This window comes from Streptococcus cuniculi (genome assembly GCF_004570575.1).
In the GTDB taxonomy this organism is placed as follows: domain Bacteria; phylum Bacillota; class Bacilli; order Lactobacillales; family Streptococcaceae; genus Streptococcus; species Streptococcus cuniculi_A.
This window is the reverse complement of the sequence record NZ_SPPD01000001.1, coordinates 22,400-45,711: the sequence shown is the minus strand read 5'-3', so window position 1 is coordinate 45,711 and position 23,312 is coordinate 22,400. Positions and strand designations below refer to the sequence as shown.

The 23,312-nt window shown below is 41.5% G+C and carries 16 protein-coding genes; 2 read left to right on the top strand and 14 right to left on the bottom strand.

From position 1 onward, the window contains the following. Position 1: 1 nt before the first annotated feature. From efeO to E4T82_RS00190, 6 genes are all read right to left on the bottom strand, one after another. Positions 2 to 862 (bottom strand): iron uptake system protein EfeO, encoded by an 861-nt coding sequence (gene efeO / locus E4T82_RS00220; RefSeq protein WP_135180908.1) that lies wholly within the window; start codon positions 860 to 862, stop codon positions 2 to 4. A gap of 569 nt (positions 863 to 1,431) precedes the next feature. Further along, a complete protein-coding gene (locus E4T82_RS00215; protein WP_135180907.1) occupies positions 1,432 to 1,929 on the bottom strand; it encodes a kinase in 498 nt (165 codons plus the stop codon). Beyond that, the gene (locus tag E4T82_RS00210; RefSeq protein WP_135180906.1) at positions 1,929 to 2,369 is read right to left on the bottom strand and encodes a CoA-binding protein; all 441 of its coding nucleotides are present in this window, start codon (positions 2,367 to 2,369) and stop codon (positions 1,929 to 1,931) included. The genes E4T82_RS00215 and E4T82_RS00210 overlap by 1 nt, the downstream gene beginning before the upstream one ends. 906 nt (positions 2,370 to 3,275) lie before the next feature. Continuing rightward, positions 3,276 to 5,024: an ABC transporter ATP-binding protein gene (locus E4T82_RS00200; protein ID WP_135180904.1), complete on the bottom strand. Its 1,749-nt coding sequence runs from the start codon at positions 5,022 to 5,024 to the stop codon at positions 3,276 to 3,278. After that, on the bottom strand, positions 5,014 to 6,780 hold the full coding sequence (locus tag E4T82_RS00195) for an ABC transporter ATP-binding protein (RefSeq protein WP_135180903.1): 1,767 nt from the start codon (positions 6,778 to 6,780) through the stop codon (positions 5,014 to 5,016). The genes E4T82_RS00200 and E4T82_RS00195 overlap by 11 nt, the downstream gene beginning before the upstream one ends. Continuing rightward, the gene (locus tag E4T82_RS00190) at positions 6,777 to 7,229 is read right to left on the bottom strand and encodes a MarR family winged helix-turn-helix transcriptional regulator (RefSeq protein WP_135180902.1); all 453 of its coding nucleotides are present in this window, start codon (positions 7,227 to 7,229) and stop codon (positions 6,777 to 6,779) included. Before E4T82_RS00190 ends, E4T82_RS00195 begins: the two co-directional genes overlap by 4 nt. 313 nt (positions 7,230 to 7,542) lie before the next feature. Here E4T82_RS00190 and E4T82_RS00185 point away from each other — a divergent pair, with 313 nt between their 5' ends. Both E4T82_RS00185 and lctO read left to right on the top strand, forming a co-directional pair. After that, positions 7,543 to 8,538 (top strand): YdcF family protein, encoded by a 996-nt coding sequence (locus E4T82_RS00185; RefSeq protein ID WP_135180901.1) that lies wholly within the window; start codon positions 7,543 to 7,545, stop codon positions 8,536 to 8,538. Positions 8,539 to 8,869: 331 nt separating this feature from the next. Beyond that, positions 8,870 to 10,006 carry an L-lactate oxidase gene (lctO, locus tag E4T82_RS00180; RefSeq protein WP_135180900.1) on the top strand — a complete coding sequence of 379 codons (1,137 nt, stop codon included), beginning with the start codon at positions 8,870 to 8,872 and terminating at the stop codon, positions 10,004 to 10,006. Between the two features lie 475 nt (positions 10,007 to 10,481). On the opposite strand, the gene E4T82_RS00175 is transcribed toward lctO, so the two are convergent. The 8 genes from E4T82_RS00175 to E4T82_RS00145 form a co-directional block, all read right to left on the bottom strand. Continuing rightward, entirely contained in the window at positions 10,482 to 12,260 is a 1,779-nt protein-coding gene (locus E4T82_RS00175; protein WP_135180899.1) for an ABC transporter ATP-binding protein, read from the bottom strand. Between the two features lie 8 nt (positions 12,261 to 12,268). Continuing rightward, positions 12,269 to 14,005, bottom strand: a complete 1,737-nt coding sequence (locus tag E4T82_RS00170) for an ABC transporter ATP-binding protein (RefSeq protein WP_135052333.1) — start codon at positions 14,003 to 14,005, stop codon at positions 12,269 to 12,271. Between the two features lie 606 nt (positions 14,006 to 14,611). Continuing rightward, positions 14,612 to 17,329: a TOTE conflict system archaeo-eukaryotic primase domain-containing protein gene (locus tag E4T82_RS00165; protein WP_135181149.1), complete on the bottom strand. Its 2,718-nt coding sequence runs from the start codon at positions 17,327 to 17,329 to the stop codon at positions 14,612 to 14,614. A gap of 32 nt (positions 17,330 to 17,361) precedes the next feature. Then, the gene (locus E4T82_RS00160) at positions 17,362 to 17,598 is read right to left on the bottom strand and encodes a hypothetical protein (protein WP_135180898.1); all 237 of its coding nucleotides are present in this window, start codon (positions 17,596 to 17,598) and stop codon (positions 17,362 to 17,364) included. Between the two features lie 450 nt (positions 17,599 to 18,048). After that, a complete protein-coding gene (locus E4T82_RS00155; RefSeq protein WP_135180897.1) occupies positions 18,049 to 19,725 on the bottom strand; it encodes a DUF262 domain-containing protein in 1,677 nt (558 codons plus the stop codon). A gap of 1 nt (position 19,726) precedes the next feature. Continuing rightward, the gene (locus E4T82_RS12705; RefSeq protein WP_228065003.1) at positions 19,727 to 20,254 is read right to left on the bottom strand and encodes a restriction endonuclease subunit S; all 528 of its coding nucleotides are present in this window, start codon (positions 20,252 to 20,254) and stop codon (positions 19,727 to 19,729) included. A gap of 13 nt (positions 20,255 to 20,267) precedes the next feature. Further along, complete coding sequence (locus tag E4T82_RS00150) at positions 20,268 to 21,332, bottom strand: restriction endonuclease subunit S (RefSeq protein WP_228065002.1); 1,065 nt, start codon at positions 21,330 to 21,332, stop codon at positions 20,268 to 20,270. Further along, positions 21,325 to 23,274, bottom strand: coding sequence for an HsdM family class I SAM-dependent methyltransferase (locus tag E4T82_RS00145; protein WP_135180896.1), 1,950 nt, complete (start codon positions 23,272 to 23,274; stop codon positions 21,325 to 21,327). The genes E4T82_RS00150 and E4T82_RS00145 overlap by 8 nt, the downstream gene beginning before the upstream one ends. Between the last annotated feature and the right edge of the window lie 38 nt (positions 23,275 to 23,312).

Sequence of the window (23,312 nt, the reverse complement as noted above, 5' to 3'; positions counted from 1 at the left end):
TTTACTTCCCGTCTAAAATAATCCCCATTTGAGAAAGAGGTTCACCGAGCTTGGTCACAGCTTCAGCCAAGGTTTTGGTATCGTCTGTACTCAAATCAGTATAGAGCTTGTAGTGTGTGTCATCTGTCATGTATTGATCAAGAAGATCGTTGACATTTTTAAATTCTTTTTCGAGGCTTGTCACTAAACTACTATCTTTTAGTTCTAGCATTGGTTTGAAAAGTTCAAAAATCTTCTCCGCCCCCTCGATATTGGCTCTAAAGTCGTACAAATCCGTATGGGAATAGACTTCTTCCTCACCCGTAATCTTGCTGGTTGCTACTTCGTTGAGCAAGTCAACTGCTCCAGTCAACATGATGTCTGGCGTTACTTCAACAGTTGCAATTTTCGCCTTTAATTCCTTGATGTCATTGACCAGCTGGTCGGCGTATGCTTCAGTACCTGCTGTGGTATTGTCTTCCCAGAGGATTTTTTCAATACGGTGAAAACCTGACCAGCCTTCTTCTGTCTTATTTTCCTCCAGATAATCCACCAAGCGGAAATCGATCTTCACATCCGACTCACCGAAACTTTCCGCAATCGGCTCCGAGCGCTCATAGGCCATACGGATCACAGGATAGACCTTTTTAGCTTCTTCTAGCTTGCCATCTTTGAGCAACTGGGCAAAATCTTCCGTATCTGCCAACAGTTGACCAATTTGCTCTTCTACAAAAGCCTTGTACTTTGATGTCGCCTGATCTAGGTCCTTGTCATCCACCTGTATCCTTGTGCTTTCTTGGCTTGTCTCCCCTTGGGGTGCTGTTCCTGCGCATGCTGTTAGTAAAAGCGCAGATGATAATAGAATAATGCCGAATTTTTTCATCGTCCTTCCCTTTCTTAAAACCTATCTCCATTATAGCACAGTTTCTCTCATTTTCAAGTAATTGTCTGATAATTTTAATTCTATTTCACATTTCATTATGAAGATCGAGCCTTTGCCGCATTTGATAGGCTTTGAAAATCAAAAGGACACTTGTCGGGAACCTTGATATAAAAGCTACACTTTCATATCAAGCACTTGTCTAGTGATCAACTAGACCACTATCTTCGGCTTATCGGAGATTAACTGCGCCAAGCCTATCTCCAACCTTCCACTATCTCCCAGATAGTGGAAGCTAATCTAGTTTTGATTTTCGTTGGGTATGAGCAATGAAAAATCGAACAAAAAGAGCGAGACACGAAAGTTCTCGCTTCTTCCTTATTCCAGATACAAAGAATATCCATATCAGGGACAATCTCGTAACAGCTAGGGAGGTGTTGCATATAGTTCATCTTCCATTCGGCTGTTTTTAATCTTCCCAATTTCTTGACTTACTGGGTTGCTGACTGCAGTTTATTCCATCTCTAGGCTCGCACCTATCATGTAAGCCAACTCTTACGAATGACCAATTTTTACGCATCCTCTATCCTGTGACGAATTATCTGAACTGCCGCCTCCAAACTACTCTCGGCGGTGAGAAATGCCTCTTCCTCCCCGCCAAGATAATCCTGATCTAGCCACCAACGTTTCATATCTGCTGCGGTAAAGTCATGCTTTTTGACCCGGGTGGCATGTCGCTTAACGGTCTCTTCAAAGGGAATATCATAGTAATAAGCAAAGACCCTAGGTGCAAACAGGCTACGCAAGTTTGCCAGCATCTCTCCATAGACCTCTGCCTCATAAAATCCCTCAACAATCACCAATAAATCCTCTGCATACCCAAAGCGAGCGATTGTTTCGGTCAGCGCAATCGAAAGATTCCCAGGCTCCACTTTTTCTCTTAACATGGTCCTGCGAACATTGTCTTGGGAGATGAGCAGGGTTCTACGACCATAATGAGCCTGTAAAGCCGCTGCCAAACTGGTCTTACCCGAGCCAGAATTTCCCCGAATAATGACGAGAGTTGCCATCAGTCCACAGACCCTTTCATAAGCCGAACATATTCTCGCTTGATACAGCGATTCATGACCACATCTTCCCGACCTGCTGCCTGTAATATTGCTGCTGCTTCTTGGCTCTGTAAGTCTAGCTGCGCCCAGAAGACCTGGGCGTCGAGGGTCACAAATTCACGCGCTACATCCGCTAAATATTCACTCTTGCGATAAATATTCACAATATCAATCGCGAGCGGAATATCTGAAAGGCTCGCATACACTTTTTCGCCTAAAATCTCACCGCCAGCCAAGCGAGGATTTACAAGAATAATCTGATAGCCCATCTCCTGCATAAACTTAGAAACGCGCTTGCTGACCGCATCGTCCTTGTCCGATAAGCCTACTACCGCAATGGTCTTGCTATTTGCTAGATAGGCTTGGATCTGTTCATCTGTTGGATTTTGAAATTCGTACATGGCACTGCCTCCTTTTCTTCTATTATAGCATGGAACTCCTCCAATAGTCCAAGCATAAAAGGCTTGGACGAAACGATTATACTGTTTCTCCCAAGCCTTTGTAGGCATAGTCATCTAAGATCAATATCTAATATATTATACTCTTCAAAAATCAAAATACGACTCTCTCAACTTAATCTTGTAAGTTGAATTTGAGCTACATTGCTAGTGAAAAAGTGATGTAACTGTTCCAGTTTTAACTGATTAGAGATACTGCTCCTTTTAGGAACTAGGCTGAAAACCTCCACAGGAGCTTTTCACTCGTCAAAACTCTAGTTTGCTGTTGCAGGCTATGCTACTATGCAGATACAGTATAAACAGTCAGGGAAGTGACTATTTATACCTGAAAGAGTGCGCTTTGAGTTTTTTACGGGCTTTGTATCTTAGCGTAATTGAACTCGAGCTACGAGCTGTGCAAAAAAGATAGTTTTTCCTAGAACTTGTAGTTCTGCGTCAAAACTCCTATTTTTGCTGTGCTCGCTTCCACAGTCTAGGAATAGACTGTGGAAGGTTGGAGATAAAACGAGTGAAACTCGTGTCAAACGCTCTCGTATCTTGACTAACTGAACACGCCCTAAACTCTGTGCGAAAAGAGACATAACTGTTTCAGCTTTAGCTGATTACAGGTCTGGCTACCTTGAGGTATAAATCTTCCTAGCTCCAAAGGTATGGGATACCTTTGGAGGCGGGAAATAGAAGTTTGCGAAGCAAACTCTCTCTAGTCTCTGCGTCAGATTTCCTAGTTTGCCGTAGCCGTTGCGGACTATGTCCGCTTACGGATAAGGATACTCTTGAGTGCGCTGTGAGTTTTTTACGGGCTTTGTATCTTAATCTAGACGCAAGGCTAAAGTGGTCCACTGGACCACTTTACTCCTCGCTAAATTGGCTGTTATATAGGTTGGCATAGAAGCCATTTTGAGCCATGAGGGCGTCATGATTGCCTTGCTCAATAATATTACCATCTTTCATGACTAGAATGAGGTCAGCATTACGAATGGTAGATAAGCGGTGGGCAATGACAAAGGAGGTACGCCCTTCCATAAGTTTGTCCATGGCTTTTTGGATCAGTTCTTCCGTTCGGGTATCGACAGAACTCGTCGCCTCATCAAGAATGAGTAGCGGCGCATCTTTTAAAAGCGCTCGAGCAATCGTCAGCAATTGTTTTTGTCCGACTGACAAGGTCACTGTATCATCAAGTCTGGTATCATAGCCCTTTGGCAAGGTCATGATAAAGTGATGTACTCCGACCGCCTTTGCAGCCTGGATAACCGCCGCATCCGAAATATCTTGCTGATTATAGATTAGATTTTCCTTAATGGTTCCTTCAAAAAGCCAGGTATCTTGCAAGACCATACTAAAGGCATCATGCACCTCGGAGCGTTTCATGGTCTTGGTATCCACACCATCAATCAAAATCCGTCCTTGGTCAATCTCATAGAATTTCATCAGCAGATTGACAATCGTCGTCTTGCCAGCACCAGTCGGGCCAACAATGGCAATTTTTTGCCCTGCCTTAGCGACTGCAGAAAAGTCATGGATAATGGTCTTATCAGGCGAATAGCCAAAGGACACATGGTCAAAGGTCACGTCCCCTTTTAGAGAAACTAGCTGTTGCACTTTTGCCTGATCATCTTCCATCTCTTGCTCACCTAAGAAGTCAAAGACACGCCCCATAGCAGCACTGGCAGATTGCAAGACTGTCAAACCTTGCGCAATCTGGGACAGAGGTTGAGAGAAAATACGTACATAGGCCATAAAGGCAACAATCGTCCCCATCGTTGCATGACCATGCAAGGTCAAAGCAGCTCCTGCTATCACTACCATCACATAGCCGAAGTTTCCGATAAACATCATCAGCGGCATCATAATGCCAGAAATAAATTGAGATTTCCACATGCTGACATAGAGGGCTTGATTGAGATTTTCAAACTGCTTTTTTACTTCATGGTCCGCATGATAAGCTGTCACAACCTGATGACCAGAGTACATCTCTTCTACGTAACCATTCACTTTGGCGAGATTGGTTTGCTGGTTCTTAAAAAATCCTCGCGCCCGTCTCATGATAATGCTGACAAAGACAAATCCAAATAAGACAGAACCGATCGCTACAAAGGATAGGGTTACGTTGACTTTAAACATCATTATAAGGGTCACAAGTAAAAGGATACTTGAGGAAAGAACGGTACCCAAACTTTGATTCAGAGACTGGCTGGCTGTATCCACGTCATTGGTCACACGAGAGAGGGTATCTCCTTGGGAGTGACGATCAAAGTAGCCCAAAGGGAGCCTGTTGATTTTTTCTGCAATTGCTGTCCGCAGGCGTTTTGAAAAATACTGAATGATCGTTGAAATCGTAAAGGATTGAGCGTAGTTGAGAAGAGCTCCGATTCCGTAAAGAAGCGCCAGGGTCATTGCAATCTTAGATACTTTATCGGTGTCAATCCCTGTCCTCAATCCCTCAGTAATCAAGTCTGTGATCTCCCTGATCTTATCGGGTCCAATTACCGTAATCACACTTGATATAAACGCTCCAAGCATCGCAAGGACAAAAGGAACTTGAAAACCTTTGATATGAGGTTTCATTTGGCTAAATAAAGAAGATGTCTTATTTTCCATTTTCCAATTCCTCCTTTGATAATTGTGAGTAAGCAATTTCTTGATAGACTTCATTGTTGGCAAGTAATTCTTTGTGACTTCCTTGACCCACAACTTTGCCCTTATCCAGCACCAAGATTTGATCAGCATCCATAATGGTCGAAATCCTTTGTGCTACAATCAACTTGGTCATCCCAGCAGTACGTTTTGCAAGCTCCTCCCGTAACGTACGATCCGTCCGGTAATCTAGAGCAGAGAAGGAATCGTCAAAGATCAGGATTTCAGGCTTACGAGCAAGGGCGCGTGCAATCGCTAAGCGCTGACGCTGACCGCCGGAAAAATTGCTCCCCGACTGGGCGACATGTGCAGAAAGCCCGTCTTCTTTTTCCGCAACAAAATCTTTAGCCTGTGCCAGATCTAAGGCTTCCCAAATCGCCTCATCATTGAGTGGGCTCTCCTTACTCTCTCCAAAGTCAATGTTACTGCGAATATCGCCTGAGAATAAGACTGCTTTTTGTGGAATGTAGCCGACCTTGGCACGCAAGTCTGCCTCACTGTAATTTCTGACATCTACCCCGTCTAGCAAAATCTGACCTTCACTGACATCATAAAAACGCGGAATTAAGCTGACCAAAGTAGATTTTCCAGAACCAGTTGAACCGATAAAGGCCACCGTATCGCCAGCTTTTGCGGTAAAGCTGACATGCTCAATGACTGCCTCTGATGCATCTGAATAACGGAAGGTCACATCATCAAAGATAATCTGCTCCTCCGTAGCTACTCCTGCTTGGGATTTTTGAAGCGAAAGAATAGAGGAGGTTAAGTCCAGTACTTCATTGATCCGCTTGGTTGAGACCAAGACACGCGGTAGAATAATAAACAAAGCACTCATCATCATGAAGCCCATGACCACCTGCATCGCATAGGACATAAAGACGACCATATCGCTAAAAATCGGCAACTTATCTGCTAGAGCAGCCTCATTGATGAGATAAGCACCAATCCAATAAATGGCTAGGCTCAAGCCACTGGAAATCATCATCATGACAGGATTCATCAGCGCCATTAAACGGCTGACAAATAGGTTGAGTGCTGTTAGTTCTTCATTGGCCTGAGCAAATTTTCCATCCTGGTACTCTTCGGCATTATAAGCACGAACGACTCGGATACCTGTTAGCCCTTCACGGGTAATACTGTTCAAACGGTCGGTCAATTGTTGGACAAGCGTTTGTTTTGGAAAGGCGAGAGTGACTAAAACCGTCATCATGATTAGGTTAATCAAGACTGCTACGATGACCGCCCAAAGCCAATGATCTGATTTGCCGACAATTTTACTCAATGCCCAGAGCGCCATAATCGGTCCACGAGTTGCAACCTGCAAGCCCATGGTGAATAAGAGTTGAATCTGGGTCAAGTCATTGGTTGTCCGTGTCAAAAGACTAGGGATACTAAAGTGCTTAACTTCAGCGTCTGAATAATCTAAAACTCGGTGAAAAATATCCTTGCGCAAACGGGTGGTAAAGCTGGCAGCCAAGCGCGACGCCATAAAACCAACTATGATAGAGGCTCCCAAACTAGCTAACGAAAAACCCAGCATTTTGAGACCCGGTGACCAGAGTTCGGAAGTCCTTGTATCCGGCAGTTGCAAGAGTCTAGTAATGTCAGACATATAGCCTGGGACTTCTAACTCTAGCCAAACTGTCAGACAGACAAAGGCGATACTCGTTAGAATCATCAACCACTCTTTGCCATTTAAGCGTTTAAATAGTTTACTCATTCTTTCTCCTTCTGCTCAATTTTTTCTAAATTATGATGAAGTTGTTGGATAACCTTTGAAAAGACTGCTAGATCTTCTTCTGCGATCCCTGCTAGTAATTTTTGGCGCATATCACCCCAAAACTTACCGATCTTTTGACTTTTTATCCTAGCAGTATCTGACATGCGGACAATTTTCTTGCGTTTATCCCTCTTAGATGGCTCCACCACGATAAAGCCATTTTTTCCCATCCGCTTGATGAGGTTGCTGGTTACAGATTTGGAAATCTTCAGATGGTGCTCAATATCCTTGATAAAAATTTCCTCATCTTCATGGTGGGCAAGATAATAGAGGACATGCCCCTGCGGTCCTCCCAGCAATTCCATATCAGCATCTCGGGCGGCAGAATGGACAACCGAACCCATGTTATGAGCTAGTCTATTAAATTCTTTCAATAGATCTGTCGTCATAACATTTTCCTTTCTTATTCGTTACCATGAGAACTATTTTAACACTTCTAGATCGAATGTCAAGAAAAAGTTCTCGTGAGAACGATTTCCCGACTTATAAACTGCTTTCGGTCCAAGGTGACAAACTAGCCTGTTCATTTTCAAAGGGGTTAAACTCTATGGCAAACCGAAACCTAGCTGTTATACAGATAGGGATTAGCTTATTTTTTAGGAACCTTATAGCAGTCTTTCACCATCTTTTCTAGTACAAGGATTTATGGTATACTAACTAAATATTTCGCAATTTAGTTAGAAAGAAAGGTCTTTACTCTTTATGATTCTCCACCTCGTTTGGCTCTTACCTGCCCTCTTATTTATGGCACTCTTTCTCCTCGAACCAAGGCGTCTCCTCAATGCCTACCTCTTTTTTATAGTCTTGATTCTCTTTGCCTTTATCATAGCAGGTTTCTTTGTCGTCCAATTGAGCCTCTGGGACAAGCAAACAGCTATACTCATCCTTATCGGTGGACTACTGCTCATCCCCCTGAGTGTCCTCCTATCCACTATCTATCTCCTCTTTAACGGCAAACAGATGATCACCTTTGAGGGGCGTAGGTTAGCCAATCTTCTCTCCCTCTTTTACGGTCTTGCGATTCTGATTACTCTAGCTCTGCACTTCTTTGGTGGCTATTTCCTCATTAGAAAAATCACCGAATTGCTGGACAGCCTGCTCATCTACGGAAGTTTTATCTACCTATCCTATATCGCCTACGGCATTTTTTACAATCTATTCCCCCTCACCTACCAGCCAGACTATATCATTGTCCTTGGTTCTGGACTGATAGGGGACAAGGTTCCGCCCCTCCTTGCCCAGCGACTAGACAAGGGACTATTCTACTATGAAAAATTCGGCAAACAGCCAACCATCATTGTTTCTGGTGGTCAAGGAAATGATGAAGCGATTTCGGAAGCCCAAGCCATGTCTCGCTACCTCCTTGATAAGGGACTGGCGAGCGACAAACTGCTCCTTGAAGCACAATCCACAACGACCCTCGAAAATCTAACATTTTCCCGGAAGCTCATTGGTGAAACTCAAGATACCACACCACGTTTTCTGGTTGTGACCAACAGTTTTCATTCCCTGCGAGCTGGAATTTATATGCGAAAGCTAAAACTCAAGGGGCGCAGTGTCGGTTCTAAAACAGCCTTCTACTACCTCCCGAGTGCTTGGATCCGTGAAACAGCCGGCCTCGTGCTCATGTATTGGAAATGGCACGCTGTCATTATCGGTCTAAACATTTTATCGTGGATTAGCTCGCTCTTTTTCTAATCTATTCGTAAAAAAGAGACAAAATAGAACATTTGACAAGTCGAAAACTCCAGAGGGGATTTGCAGCCTATTTCTAAGGGCATCACTAAAGGGAACACAGCTTTTATACAGCTCGTAGCCTGTGTTCAATTATAAAAATAAACGGAACAACTATAATAAAAAACAACCACTCGTATCACAAGCTTTCCCAGAGAGCTTGTGATATTTTCACATTTTGAGTGCAAATCAATTGACGCCGCTTTCAGAAATTGCTATACTACTTATTGTAAGCGCTAACAAAAATAGATTTTTATTAGAAAGTAGATCTAGTCTAGATTTAGAGGAAAACCGCATGGATTTCAAAACAAGTAAAGCAGAGGGCCCCGTTGAATTTATCAATGTCTTTGACTTAGAAAAAATGGCACAAGGGGTCATTCCAAAAGGGGCATTTGGTTATATTGCAAGTGGAGCTGGGGATACCTTCACTTTACACGAAAACATCCGTTCCTTTAACCACAAATTGATTGTGCCTCACAGCTTGAAGGGGGTTGAAAATCCTTCTACCGAAATTACCTATGATGGGGATAGACTAACTTCTCCAATCATTATGGCTCCCGTTGCTGCTCATAAGCTAGCCAATGAGCAAGGCGAGGTTGCCAGTGCTAAAGGAGTCAGCGAATTTGGTACCATTTACACAACCAGTTCCTATTCAACTACCGACATTCCTGACATTACACAGGCTCTGAATGGCGCTCCTCAATGGTTCCAGTTCTATTACAGTAAGGATGACGGTATCAACCGCCACATTATGGACCGCGTGAAAGAACAAGGGGTTAAAGCGATCGTCTTAACAGTGGACGCTACTGTCGGAGGAAACCGTGAGGTCGATAAACGTAACGGCTTTGTCTTCCCAGTCGGTATGCCAATCGTCCAAGAATACCTACCAGACGGTGCTGGAAAGACCATGGATTACGTCTACCGTTCAGCCAAACAAGCCCTCTCACCAAAAGATGTCGAATATATCGCCCAATACTCCGGACTTCCAGTCTATGTCAAAGGACCCCAGTGTGCCGAAGATGTCTTTCGTGCCTTGAATGCTGGAGCAGCTGGTATTTGGGTCACCAACCACGGTGGTCGTCAGCTCGACGGTGGACCAGCTGCCTTTGATTCCCTCCAAGAAGTGGCGGAAGCTGTTGACAGACGTGTCCCAATTGTCTTTGACTCTGGCGTTCGACGTGGGCAACATGTCTTTAAAGCGCTGGCTTCTGGTGCCGACCTTGTCGCCCTCGGTCGTCCAGTGGTCTACGGACTGGCTATGGGAGGTAGCGTTGGTACCCGCCAAGTCTTTGAAAAGATAAACGAGGAACTCAAAATGGTCATGCAGCTGGCTGGTACTCAAACCATTGAAGATATCAAACACTTTAAACTACGCCACAATCCCTACGATTCCTCTATCCCTTTCAATCAAGATGCCTTGAAATTGGACTAATGCTCTTTAAAAACCTTGTTGACTTATCTTGATGAGTGACAAGCACCAGCAGAGGTTTTCATACCGCTCCCTAAAAATGATAAGGAACAACCTTCTACCTGCTCCAACAATATGGGGAGAGATTGTTGGAGGTAGGAGATAGAACAAGTGAAACTCGTGTCAAACAGTCTAGGAATAGACTGGGGAAGGTAGGAAATGAAACGAGTGGAACTCGTGTCAAGTGTGCCCCCTTTGGGACATAACTGTTTCAGCTTTAGCCAGTTCCAGATTTTGATTTTTCTTGGGTATAAGCGTTACAAAACAGGAAAGCTAACCAGAAGCTATACTGACAGATGGCAAGGAGGGGCTGGTATCATGTACTTGTGAGGTTTGCAGTATACTAGCCTGCTATTTACAAGAGACACTCTAGCAATCTTTCTGAATATACTCCATATACCTTTAAAATACAGATAAAAAAGAGCCAACTGGCTCTTTTTTATGCACTTTCTTCTTTTTTCGCGAATTGACTTGTGTAGAGATCATAATAGAAACCCTTGTCAGCCAAGAGGCTCTGATGATTTCCTTGCTCGATAATTTGGCCATCTTTCAAGACCAAGATCTTATCAGCTTCTTGAATGGTGGATAGACGGTGGGCAATGACAAAGCTGGTCCGCCCTTTCATCAGGTTCTTCATAGCCTTTTGAATCAGGAGCTCCAAGCGCGTATCGACAGAACTCGTCGCCTCATCCAAAATCAGGATCTTCGGATCTGCTAAAAGCGCCCGTGCAATGGTCAAGAGTTGTTTTTGACCGAGCGAGATATTGCTTGATTCCTGGTTCATCTCCATATTGTAACCACCGGGTAAGGTGCGGATAAAGTGATCGACATTGGCAGCCTTGGCAGCGGCAATGATTTCCTCATCTGTCGCCTGCAAATTCCCAAAGCGGAGATTCTCCTTGATAGTCCCCTCATAGAGCCAAGCATCCTGCAAGACCATCCCAAACTGCTGGCGGTATTCCTGCCGAGAGAGTGTGCGAATATCATGGCCATCCACCATAATCGCTCCACTTGTTACATCATAAAAACGCATCAAGAGATTGATCAGCGTCGTCTTCCCAGCCCCTGTCGGACCAACAATTGCTACCATTTCACCCGGTTCTACTTCCAGATTAAAATCCCGAATCAAAGGCTTGTTTTCCACATATTGAAAATCAACATGCTTGAAGCTGACCCGCCCCGTCAAATCATGGGCTAATTTCTCTTTCACCTCCATCTGCTCATCTGGCTCGTCTAAGACTTGGAAAATCCGCTCGAGTGATGACTGGGCACTCTGCAAGGGTCCTGCCAACTGGGTCAAGGTCTGAATCGGCTGACTGACCTGCCATACATATTGGACAAAGGCCTGCATATTCCCAATGGTCAAGCGCCCTGCAATGACCTGTAAGCCACCGACAACAGCGACAAGTAGGTAGGTCACATCAGACACTGCATGCAGAATGGGCATCATCAAACCAGAAATGAAACTTGCCCTAAAGCCAACATGCTGCAAGGTATCCGTGATTTTTTGGAAATCCTCTGTTGAGGTTTCCTCACGACCATAGAGTTTTAGGACATTGAAACCTGATAAATTCTCTTGAACAAAACCATTGAGCCGTCCTAAAATAGCCGCCTGCTCCTTGAAATAGGGTTGTGATTTTTTTAGGATAAATTGAGCACCAAGGTAAGTCAGGGGAATACTGATGATGACAATCAGTGCCAAGTTGAGGTTCAAAAAGAGCATCATGGCAATGACAAGGGCAATCGTAAAGATGGCATTGACTAGCTGGAGCACACTTTGCTGGAGGGCATTGGATACCGTCTCCACATCACTGGTAAAGCGTCCCAATACATCACCGAACTGTTGCTTATCAAAGTAAGAGACCGAGATACGATTGATTTTTCGACTCAAATCATTACGCAGATCCGCCACCGTCTGCTGCACAGCATTGGTCATGAAATAATTGGAATAATAGGCTCCGATTTCATAGAAAAGCGCTCGGATAAAATACAGAACCAATATCCAGAAAATATAGCTTACATTGATCCCTGCACCTGCCACACCTTTTGCCATCTCCATGAGATTTTTGGTCAACTCGGTAATCGCAAGCCCCAAAACAAAGGGCTCCAAGACACTCATCACGACACTAAGAATCTTGAGAAAAACGGCTGCAAAAAGAGGCAGTTTATAGACTTTCAAATAGCTCCATAAACGAGCAAAACTAGATGATTTCTTCATGTTTCCTCCTATTCTTCTGTCAATGAGTGACTATTCAGCTGAGAGTTAGCTATTTCACGGTAAATATCATTGCTCTCCATCAGTTCCTCATGTGTCCCGCGACCGATGATTTCTCCCTTATCAAGAACAATAATCTGATCAGCATCCATGATGGTTCCCACACGTTGCGCCACGATGAGAACCGTCGCATTCTCCGTTACTTCTTTCAAGCGGCGACGTAAGATGGCATCTGTCTTATAGTCTAGAGCCGAAAAAGAATCGTCAAAGATATAGATATCCGGTTCTTTGACTACCGCACGGGCAATGGACAAGCGTTGCTTTTGTCCACCAGACAGATTGCTTCCTCCTTCTGCCAAGTGGGTTTCAAACTGGTCTTCCTTGCTTTCGATAAACTCACGCGCCTGCGCTACATCCGCTGCCTGATGCAGTTCCTCATGGCTAGCATCTTCTTTTCCGTAGCGGAGATTTTCTGCAATCGTCCCAGTAAAGAGAAGCGCCTTCTGCGGGATAAAGCCAATCTTCTGGCGAAGGGCTTTGAGATTATAGGAGCGCACATCCACCCCGTCCACTAGAATCTTTCCAAGAGTAACATCATAGAAACGTGGAATCAACTGGACCAAGGAAGACTTACCAGAACCAGTCGAGCCGATAAAGGCAATGGTTTCACCCGGTTTCGCCTTAAAGGAAATGTTATGCAAGACTGGACTTTCTGTTTCTCCCGGATAGGCAAAGGTCACATTATCAAACTCCAGATAACCCTTGGTTTCTGTCTCTGTAATCCCCTCTTCATTCGGATTGATCGAGATTGGCATCTCCACGACTTCCTTCAAGCGTTCGCTAGAGACTGCCGTCCGAGGGTACATGGTAAAGAGATTCGATAGGAGAAGGAAAGACAAGAGGGCGTGGAAGCTGTACTCGATAAAGGCAACCAAATCCCCAATCTGCAAGTCGCCCCGACCGAGTGGCGCTAAAGCAAACCAGACAATGGCAACAATCATGGCAATGATAATCTGGACAAACAAGGGCTCTGTCAAACCGGTCAATTTAAACAAGCGATTGGAATTTTGCGCATAGAGATTATTTTGCTCCGCAAAGCGGTCTTCCTGAAATTCCTCCCGCGCAAAGGCGCGAATAACCCGCAAACCAGTCAAATTTTCCCGAGCATACTGGTTGATCTTATCCAAGGTTTTCTGTTGCTTTTCAGATAACGGACGGGTTTTCACCGCTACGTACCAGACAACCATCGCTAAAAAGGGCATGGCAAAGGCTACTATCCAAGCCATGGATGGGCTGGTCAGAAAAATCATCATGACGCTTGAAAACATCATCAAGGGCGTAATAACCCCCAATTTCAAAACCTGCTCCGCAAATTGCATCAGAACAAAAGCATCACTGGTCAGCCTTGTCACCAAGGAGGAAACTCCGATTTGTTCATATTCATGATGGGAGTATTCCTGCAACTTGGCATAAAGGTCATTTCGCATATCGCGCACCATACTAGTCGTCAATTTACTGGCAGCGTAAGACAAAACAATTCGTCCCAAGGTTCCAAGAACAATCACAACCAGCATGATCATAGCCCAGAAATACAAGCGCTCCATGTCTCGGCTATTGATACCCTCATCAATCATTCGAGCCAGAACAGTCGGCAGACCAAGGTTGACAATCACGAAAAAGACCGCACCAAACAAATCTAGGACCAACCACTTGGGGTATTTTTTCAAATAAGACCAAATATAGTTCATTTCTCCTCCTTCTTACAATAAGAAAAAAGTACCCAACAGCACTTTTTTGATTTATCTATACTCAGTATAACAGAGTTCTGAAGGAAACTCAACCCTCGAAAGAGTTGAAGTCCCACTCTGCCAACACAAGCTCCTTTTGGGAAATAGTTACCGCAAAACAATAATGCCAAAAAACATGACGTTTGTGGAACCATTCGAAACAACACAGCAAAGTTAAAATAAGGCAGTGATTTTTAATCCAGTCCGTACTCAACTTGAAAAAGTGGGCACCGATTCGGTGCTTTTTTGCTGTCCAAATTGATATCCAATTCTATCATTATTATACTCTCTTTTACTAATTATGACAATCTTATAATGGTTTTATTTAGCTTTTATTTACACATGAAGAAAATGCCTGCAACTTGTTGCAGTTACATGCATTTTTCAAAGTATCTTCAGCCATTTTACAAAAAATGAGATGCCCTTCAGTAAATTCGTTCTCTGAAAACGATTTGTCGTGGGAGATTCTTACTACTTATGAGATGAAAACAGGCTATTTTCTTTCCCCTATCTATCCCCCATTGTACCTGCGTCCATTTATTTTACTAGATCGTTAAGCGACCAAAATTATTCTTTCATCGCTTCATCACTTCTTTTCCCAATGATGTCTCTAAATTCTTGAACCAAATTTTCGCTTTCAATTCGGAGAATCAGTGGCTCCTCCTTGTCATATTGCTGCGTGAGCATCGGCAGTTTACCAAACCAAACAACACGGTTATCAATCAGTAGAAAATTAGGGAGGGGTTCATCCACCTCATGCATGATGATTTGTGTACCTACTAGTTGTTGTAAGATTTCCTGATTTCGTTCACTCCTTGAAATATAAATCTCTAGGCTAGCTCCCTTCGCCAAGCCTACCAATTGCTGTAATTTCAAACGATGAGCTGTTGATAAGGAAAGAATGAGCGTTTCTACAGATGCCAAATCCTTTCCAAAAGCTCTTTCATACGATCGAACATCAAAAATACTCTGGTTCGCTAATTGAGAACTCGTGACATAGCACATCTTTCGGTAAGCGACCTGACGCTTGTGAAACATCCTTTCCAGATAAGGAACATGAATATCAACATAATCATAGATGGTTACTCGCTTCTTTTCAGGATAAGGACGATGAATCCGACCTGCATACTGAATCAGATTATTCTTCCACGATAAAGGACTAGCTAAAATCAGGGTATCCAACTTAGGCAAATCAAATCCTTCTCCCACGTATTTTCCAATCGATAACAGGACAAACGGCTCATGATCACTTAACTGGTCTATCTGTGAGACGATTTCCTGTTTTTCTTTTACTTTTGTTTGCCCATTTAGAGTAAAAATAGATGATAAACCTGCTTCTCTGAGCCTTTTTTCAAGAATTTCCAAATGCCCTAGCCTATTGCTCAGCACTAAAATATGACGCTTTTTCTGGTAGGCTTCAATAATATCTTGCACAATCAGTTGATTTCGAGAAGAAGATTGAGCTAGCCGATCGCAGAGTTCCACAAAATTACTGCTTTTCCTATCCTGAACATCATATTTTCCAAAATCTGTAAACCGAAGGGATAAGTGCTTTTCAAAAGTCACTTGCCCTTCACTAGCTGTATGCAAAATAGGACCAATACGCTGAAAAAGAATGGGCTCATGACCATTTTTGCGCTCAGGGGTCGCTGTCAAACCATAAAGATAGGTTCCAGAAAAACTAGCGACTACTTTTTCAAACATCACAGCTGTCACATGATGGCATTCATCTACTATCATCACATCATAATCGGATAACAACTCCTCCAGATTTTCCACAGTCATCAGTGATTGCATCATGGCAACATCCACCAAAGTCGTTCGCCACTTTTTGGCACCTGCAAATTGACCAATATGCCCTATCACTTTTTCTCGACCAGAAGGCGTGGTTCGAATGGCCTCCTCCTCTTCAAAAGTCAAAAACTGGGACAAGCGCTCCAGCCATTGTTCTAATAATTGCCGATTATGAACAACTATCAATGTCCTCTTTTTACGCTCAGCAATGAGAGCAGCTCCCAGAACAGTCTTGCCAAACCCAGTACCTGCACAAAGGACGCCGTTATCCGCTGACAACATATCCGACAAGGCTAATTCTTGGTCGAACCGTAATTGTCCGCTGAATGATATTCTGAGGTCCTGTTCTTGTTCTTTCCTTCCCGTAACAGTCAATTTAGGAAATGTTTCTCGAAGATTGAAAATGAGACCTCTTGGCAGATATAGGTAGACATCATTCTCTTCAAATAAGCATATTGTTTCAGGAATCTGATACGTTGGCTGTCTCATCGCTTGCTTTACATAATATTCTGGATTTGAAAATGATGCCAATCTTTTTAAGTAGAATAGCAGTTGAGGTGAGAGACCGGCTTTCTCTACCTCTAATACCCGTCCCAACTGTATTTCTAGCAACTCTTGTTCAACACACATCGTCAGGGACACCTTAGTTAATTCTTGAACCTGCTGGTAAGTCACACGTTTCAGTTCTTTCAGATATCCCCACTGGTCAGGATAAGGAATATAATGTTCATCGACAAACACTCTTTTTCCCTCTTGAAAAGACTGCCCTTGCAAAGGTAGGGCAATCAGATTTCCAAAACCACCCTTGGGTAGACGGTCTTGATTGGGAAACATGCGATCGAAGGAATCAAACGACAGCTCCAGTGACTCCTGCATGGCTAGCTCCAGCAATTTCCGACCAAATAATCGCACCTCTCGACAAGATATGGGATGAGCGAAGAAAAACCAGACATGTGCCCCGTTTCCTGAACGAGAAATCTCAACATGTGCGCCAATTGTATAAGTATCCGCAACCTGTCTCAAAATCCGAACAGCCTCTTTCCAATCTCCCTTATCAAAATCAATAGCTAACAAACTACACGTATCGTCCTTTAGAATAGGAAATAAACCAATACTTATCTCACCCCTAAAATGCGCCTTTAGCACCTCATCTGTCAACGGTTCACAGAGCCGTTTATCAGCTGGCAATTCTTTCCAACCATAACGATAAGAAGGATAGTATTGCAATCTACCAGTATCGTTTTGATAGGATTTAGCATAGACATCATCCCGTCCTCTAAATAACGAACGATAAATACTCAATTTTTCAGCAGTTGTTAGTTGAGAACGTCTAGGCATAAATAGCTCCTGAAAGTCACTCTCACGAATCAGGACACATGCACCATCGTCCTGATATTCTAGCAGTAGCAACTGTAATTGCGAACCATAATAAGGATACCTTGTTCTCACACAAACTATTCTTCCTGATGATTTCTCAATAAACTGCTCCATCATTTCACCATTCAATCTTCCTCATCGTACATCTAGCTAACTTGACAAAAAATATCCATCGTTCCTTCTGAAAATCCCCAGCCAATATCTTGGTTAGTTTGATAAATATAGAGTAGTTCTTCTTTTACCGAGTCAAAAAAGCCCTCATTTCCTTCTGCAACATCAACCGCAATCTGATAAGAATGCAACAGGGCATTATAATAGGCTACTGGCATATCCCCACAAGTATCCGTAAACCGCGTCCCATCCAGTGCAAATTGAAGATACACTCTAGCTTGCGCCTCTTGCTCTGTGCAACGCTCCTTGAACTCAGCAAGCAACCTCTTGGCAGCTTTATACTGTGACCTCCACTAAGCAGATTGTCAGGGAACATCACCCTATGTATTTTACGGCAATAGTCAGCGACTAAATCTGCCACATAGCCCTCTCCCTGAAAAGAAACATTGAGCTTACCCTTCACCACCTCACTCTCACCATATAACTGACCGATAAGCCCCACCAACTCCTCCTTTTCCAAAGCCATCAACCGCTTTTTCAAGGCTACCTTCGATAATGCTTTCATCATGTCCCCCCAGTCTACTGTTAAAAAATGACTTTTCTTTGTTATAATAAAATAGCAATATAAGAGGATATGAATACCGTTCTCCCTAATTCCTCAAGTAAATCCGACATCAATTCTAGCCCCTTTTCCTCTTTGTATCTTATCTTTGGAAAGACTCCTATTCTTTTAGCAATCTCTTTAACTTTTTATAAACTTGAGTAGCTAAAGCATTTCCTCGCACCTCAATCAAATCTTCATCAAATTCTTTCGCTTCCCAATCTCCCCAAATTTGTCCACCTGTACGATATTTTTTATATAAAAGTTCTTTTACTTGGGGATAAGCTGATTTTTTATATAAAGCCAATTTATCTTGGAGTGGCTTATCTCCAGCATCATTATTAGGACTTCTTTCAAAGGTTAAAAGATTTCCAATTTTATATTGGATAGAATCCTCATTGATAGCAAAAGACTTAGGCAAAATATGTTCGATAGAAAAATCATCATCATCTCTTGTCCGACTAACCTCTCCTGCTCCATGATTATAGCGATCTTGCCAATTATTCAATGTATAGATAGCATATTTTGAAAGTAATTGCTCATGATTCGTTCGATAAGCGCTATGAGCTGATCGATCAATATATCTCAACTCACTAAACAATCGTTGAAAGTCATCCAATCTCATTAGTGATTTTCTCATCTGCTCTTTTATATCTTGAATATCATTTCTTTCCGAATAGATAAAGCGATAATAAGACTCTCGAACATTATCATAATTTACATCTACTCTACGCTTTCTCCAGTACCTTCTCTCCTCATCTGTTGAAAAAATTTTAGGAAAAGTACTAATATTACGAACAAACTCGTAGACAGTTAAAAGTTCTATGAATTTTGCTTGATGAGGGATCGGACTTTCAACTAATTTTATTATCAATTGAATCGCCTCTTCACTACCAAATTTTAAAAGATACCTCAAATTACGACCAATTTTATTATCATTTCCACCAGAGTTATCTTTCCAAGATTTAATCCGCTTGGCAACATCACGAAGACTGATTAAGAATAACTTATAATCTCCTATCTCATCAGAAAAGTAATTAAATAACCTTTTATCTGTTTTTTTATAGTTCGTGTAAAAATATAATTCTACAAAACGTTCTATAGACATATTCAATTCACTTACCGTTATTTGTACTTCCCTCCAAGTTTCCAGAATTTCATCATTAAAAGAAGGCCCAGCTTGTTTATCAATTGTTGAAAAAACAAGATATTTTATTAAATCTACATCATGCAACTCTAGTCCTCTCGTATTGATACGACCGAATAATAAATGACTTTCAAATTCATTATCCACCGTAACCACCGTTATTTGTGTAGAATAAATGAACCTTACCAACTCTTCTCTATCAACCGTTCTAAAACGATCTTGGAAAAACTGTTTTGCAAGAACCAAACGCTGTCTCTTTTCTGCTGAATCTATCGATTGATTCATCAGTAATTTTTTAAAAATAACTTGCTGGTGATTATCAAAACAAAGAGGATAGCGACCATTATCAACTAAGTTTTCCCCCAGTGCTAAAAGGCAGAGAAGTAAAGTAACAATTCTTTGTTGTCCGTCAACAATATTGATATGATTTTCAGAATGGTAAACAATGATATTTCCCCAATAATCTGTATCTAAATCCTCTTTTGAAAGAGCTCTTGTTAAATCATCTGAAAACTCTTCCCACTGCTTTTCACTCCAAGAATATTCACGCTGAAAACGCGGAATAGAAAAAATTTTCTCCTTTCCTAAGAAACTACCTTCAACACGAGAAAATAAGCCAGAAATAGTATACTTTTGAACTCGAATATCCAAACTAATCCCCTTTAAATGCTAATTTATTTAAAATATGATAAATCTTGATAAACTCTTGTAATTTCATATAGTTCCCCATAAATAGATAATCAATCCCTTGATGATGGCTTATGGGGAGCATGATATTTTGTTTCTTCATTCGTTCGCCATTAAACTTATAACCATAGGCATATTTTTCCTTTTGCATCAGTAACATTTGCTTCAAAAAAAGGTAACAGTACCTATTCTGACCGTCCTTATTACGCCATTTCAAACGTTTCACATCATCAGAAAAAATAGCTAAATATGGATGATAAAAATTCTCCACAACACTGCCGTTATAATTAACGCCTAGCACATTATTATCTAAACTACGATTACTATTAGCAATGAAATCTGTTATACCATTGTTAGACTCTGTTGCTCCAATAAAGGGTCTATCCCCATCTATTTGCTCCGCCTTTGTAAGACGGACACCTGATAAAATTTCACAAACTTGTTCAAGTCTATAGGACTTCCAGCCACGCTTCTTCACTTGTAAATTGCTCAAATCCCTTATTTTTCTATATATATATATATATATTAGAGAGTATTTTTTCTATCTTATCAAGTTCCATTTTTTTCACAAAGTCAGACATATATTGCCAATTAGGCTGACCATTCTTATCTGTAGGAAGCAATAGTTTCTCTCGGCTAATTCGATTGTCATTTATTTCACGATTAAAAGAATACTTTTGCTCTAATCGCTTTATCATCGTTGATAAAAACAAATAGACTTCTTTACAAAATTGCTCATTTTTCAACGCTGTAACATGATCGCTAGCTATGAATTTATAACGATGATAAAAACTAGCTCCGACACTTCCACTATTGGCTACTGTCAAACAATTCTCAAATTCTCTGACTTTTTCATTATTTCCAATAAATCCGTCAACACCATTATTCATAGCAGTAGAAGAGACATACGGCTTCTCCCCTGCTACATGTTGATGTTTCGCTAGACGTTTCCCTCGTTGTACTGTGGTAAAAATATCTGTAAAACGAAACTCTTTCCATTCTACCTCTTCTAAACCGACCAAATCACCCGCTAACTGATAAAACTTGCTTTCATAGTATTTTTGTAATTGGAGAACTTGTTTTTTCTGTTCTTGCTTGATATAGTCTTCCATAAATTGCCAGTTAGGTTGACCTAAAGAATCAATGGGAAGCTTAATTTTTTGTCTCTTAATTCTCGTTTGATTGAATTTATATCCATAGTTATATTTTTGATTTACTGATATATTAATAGCTGTTTTTAGAAAAATTCCGATATTCCTAGATATTTTTTCACCTGATTTTAATGCTATTTTCTCAACATGATCAGTTGCTATAAAATCCGAACTCTGATAAGATACAAATCCCTCTGTAGCGCTATCAACAACTAGCACCCCACCTTTCTCTGTAGGTAAATTCTGATAAAAATCATCTATAGCATTATTCGTTGAAGCACAAGTTACCCGAGGAGTAGGACCGTTTTTTATAAGTTTTGACGGGGGAGTTGTTATTGTCCCTTCAACAGAAAAAATCCCTTCATCCCCACCTATTAAAAATTCTTCCCACTCCACATCTGTCAACCTTAATTCACTCATCCTCATCAACCTCCTCTAAACCAAAAAGGTAGCCTCGTCCATGAGTAATCATATTCACTTCAAAAGTTAGATAATCTGCAATGGTCTTTGCAAAGTCCTCTTCCGTAGGAATTTCATCATTAAAATAGAAAAAGGAATGTAACCACTCATCTTCATAGGTCACAGGGGACTCCACCATATACTTGGTCCGAATAGGTTCATTATCAATCTGTCTAGCCTTATGTAGAACAACCTTTAATAGATTATCGCGTTTTTGTCTGGCAGTTTTATCTGCAACAAGCCCCACATGTTTTTGTAACACATAACCATCATCCCTGAAATCAATAAACTTTACAGAGCTATCTGGATGATGAGGAATCCCCGCCTTAAAAATGGCAATCACTGGCTGGACACCCGCCCGCTGTCCAGCAAACGTTTGTGGATTCAAGGTGATAACTGTCTCTAAGCTATGCTTTTCCAAAATAGCTTTTTTGAAATTTTTTTCATCAGTTGTTTTGCCAGTCATCGTAGACTGTGGTACTAAGGCTGCTAGTAATCCCCCTTTTTCCATCATTGATAAACTGTGGCGTATAAAATTGATTTCATATAGCTCTTTATTTGCTTTGGAACCTTGACTGTAAGGCGGATTCATTAGGACTTTAGTAATCCCTATTGGCTCTTCCTTCACTTTTAAATCTTTAGCAGATTTAGTAAAGACATCTGCTAATAAAAGATTAGCTTTCCCATCTCCTCTTAGAATCATATTTGTTGTAGCAACGGTATACATCTTCTCCTGCATTTCAATCCCATGCAGTTGTTCTTGTTTTATCTTTTGGACTGCATCATCATTTTGTCCTTTTATCATACGATTCATGGCAGCAATCAAGAACGCTCCGCTACCAGCCGTTGGATCTAAGACATAATCCGTTGCTTGCACATCAATTAAATCTGCCATTAGGCTAGTAATATGACGAGGAGTTAAAACGATGCCTAAACTATTCCCGTCTGAACCACCATACTTTGTAAATTCACCGTAGAAATTCCCTAAAATATCAAAATTCGTATTCGACTGAAAATGATGGTGGATAGTTGTTAATTTTTCAGTAAAATACTTGACTGGCGTTTTACCTCCTAAACGTTCTGATTTAGCATTGAGAGCAACATTGTTTTCAAGAAATCTAAATTTATCTAAAACGATTTTTTTCTTAAAATTCGGCGAAATAGCATGCTCATCCATATAGTCTTTCACCGCACGAAAAATAGTCACTCCATCTTTACGCCCGTTTAATCGTTCTGCGATACTTGGATCATCAAACAGTGCTAATAGTATGGCAGAAACAACTGTAGCCTTGTTTTCTCCCTCTAAGTTAGCATAATTCCGTAAATCCTCATGCATCTCGGCTGCAAAAGATTTTAACTCAACCTCAGCTAAACTTTCTTTATCAATTCCCAAAACATGTTTCGCATACCATTCATCAAAATGCTCTGGTGATAAGTCAGACCAATTGATAATTGTTCCTATTTTTTTAATACCATGCTCTTTTTTCTCTATATTAAATTCAACAAACCAAGCTTCAACTTCCCTTTGTTCATTACTACCAGTAGCTCCAATAGCAAGTACTTCTTGATAGCCTAACGCTTTCTCTGTAATATGCTTTGCATAATGAACAGCACCATTCACAGCATATTTAGCAGTTGCCAAAGGAACTGTTAAATCTAACTCTCCCGTCTCATTGTACTTGACCAACTCACTTGTTGAGGGTTTATCTTCAATCACAACCAACGTTTGATTTAGTAAGAAGACAAATTCAGGTTTGCCTACACCTCTTCCACCCTGTTTCGAGGCGTTTTTTAAAGCATTCTTTACTTCTTTAATATTTGAAGTCTGCTCGGTATAATTTTCACCGACCAGTTGCTCTATCTCTTTTCGAACCCACTGATCCGTTTTTTTCTCGTTTACCATTTTCTTATCCTTTAAAAATTAGCTTTACATAACCCAGC

Coding starts and splice junctions, on each gene's coding strand:
- E4T82_RS00165 (WP_135181149.1), bottom strand. CDS start 17,329: ATGGAGCAGTTTATTGAGAAATCATCAGGAAGAATAGTTTGTGTGAGA.
- E4T82_RS00200 (WP_135180904.1), bottom strand. CDS start 5,024: ATGGAAAATAAGACATCTTCTTTATTTAGCCAAATGAAACCTCATATC.
- E4T82_RS00145 (WP_135180896.1), bottom strand. CDS start 23,274: ATGGTAAACGAGAAAAAAACGGATCAGTGGGTTCGAAAAGAGATAGAG.
- E4T82_RS00185 (WP_135180901.1), top strand. CDS start 7,543: ATGATTCTCCACCTCGTTTGGCTCTTACCTGCCCTCTTATTTATGGCA.
- E4T82_RS00150 (WP_228065002.1), bottom strand. CDS start 21,332: ATGAGTGAATTAAGGTTGACAGATGTGGAGTGGGAAGAATTTTTAATA.
- E4T82_RS00195 (WP_135180903.1), bottom strand. CDS start 6,780: ATGAGTAAACTATTTAAACGCTTAAATGGCAAAGAGTGGTTGATGATT.
- E4T82_RS00210 (WP_135180906.1), bottom strand. CDS start 2,369: ATGTACGAATTTCAAAATCCAACAGATGAACAGATCCAAGCCTATCTA.
- E4T82_RS00170 (WP_135052333.1), bottom strand. CDS start 14,005: ATGAACTATATTTGGTCTTATTTGAAAAAATACCCCAAGTGGTTGGTC.
- lctO (WP_135180900.1), top strand. CDS start 8,870: ATGGATTTCAAAACAAGTAAAGCAGAGGGCCCCGTTGAATTTATCAAT.
- efeO (WP_135180908.1), bottom strand. CDS start 862: ATGAAAAAATTCGGCATTATTCTATTATCATCTGCGCTTTTACTAACA.
- E4T82_RS00175 (WP_135180899.1), bottom strand. CDS start 12,260: ATGAAGAAATCATCTAGTTTTGCTCGTTTATGGAGCTATTTGAAAGTC.
- E4T82_RS00190 (WP_135180902.1), bottom strand. CDS start 7,229: ATGACGACAGATCTATTGAAAGAATTTAATAGACTAGCTCATAACATG.
- E4T82_RS00215 (WP_135180907.1), bottom strand. CDS start 1,929: ATGGCAACTCTCGTCATTATTCGGGGAAATTCTGGCTCGGGTAAGACC.